The organism is Vibrio sp. 1641 (assembly GCF_033339995.1).
GTDB lineage: Bacteria > Pseudomonadota > Gammaproteobacteria > Enterobacterales > Vibrionaceae > Vibrio > Vibrio alginolyticus.
Genome location: NZ_JAWOVP010000078.1, coordinates 1 through 892, shown reverse-complemented (window position 1 = coordinate 892; position 892 = coordinate 1). Strand labels below are relative to the sequence as shown.

Sequence of the window (892 nt, the reverse complement as noted above, 5' to 3'; positions counted from 1 at the left end):
ACCAAAAATTCGTGTTTCGACCTTTAAAGACGGTAAAATCACACTCAAAGTCGGCGATAAATTCACACTAGATAGCGACTTACCAAAAGGCGAAGGGAACCAAGAATCCGTTGGTTTGGATTACAAAGAACTGCCTCAAGATGTTTCACCGAACGACATTCTACTGCTTGATGATGGCAGAGTTCAATTGCAAGTCACCAGCGTAGAAGGAAATAAAGTCCATACCCGTGTGACCGTTGGAGGTCCATTATCCAACAACAAGGGCATCAACAAAAAAGGCGGTGGCTTATCAGCCGATGCGCTCACGGAGAAAGACAAATCTGACATCATCACAGCCGCAGAAATTAAGGTCGACTATTTGGCCATTTCTTTCCCACGCAATGGCGAGGACATGCACTATGCCAGACGCTTGGCCAGGGATGCCGGCTTAGAAGCAAAACTCGTCGCAAAAGTAGAACGTGCAGAAACCGTCGCCACGAGCGAGTCGATTGACGATATCATCCTAGCTTCTGACGTCGTGATGGTCGCTCGCGGCGATTTAGGCGTAGAGATTGGCGACGCACGACTGCCAATGGTGCAAAAATCATTGATCAATCGTTCTAAACATTGGGGTAAGCCAGTCATTACCGCGACCCAGATGTTGGAATCGATGATCGAGAATCCTCTCCCAACTCGCGCTGAAGTGTTAGACGTGGCAAACGCGATTATCGACGGAACAGACGCCGTGATGCTGTCGGCGGAATCGGCGGCGGGCAAATACCCAATCGAAGCGGTCGAAGCCATGGTTCGCATCGCACAAGGTGCAGAGCACGAGCTGGAATGCAACCATGACTGCTGGGATACTCTGCAACACTTATGTTCTAACCCAGGCAAAAGTTTCGCGCGTTCATCA

1 protein-coding gene is annotated in these 892 nt (G+C 49.7%); it reads left to right on the top strand.

The genetic code is table 11. The annotated features are described in order from the left end of the window. Nucleotides 1-892: pyruvate kinase (pyk, locus tag R7Z47_RS24255; protein ID WP_318130690.1), on the top strand; the 892-nt coding region annotated here is incomplete at both ends.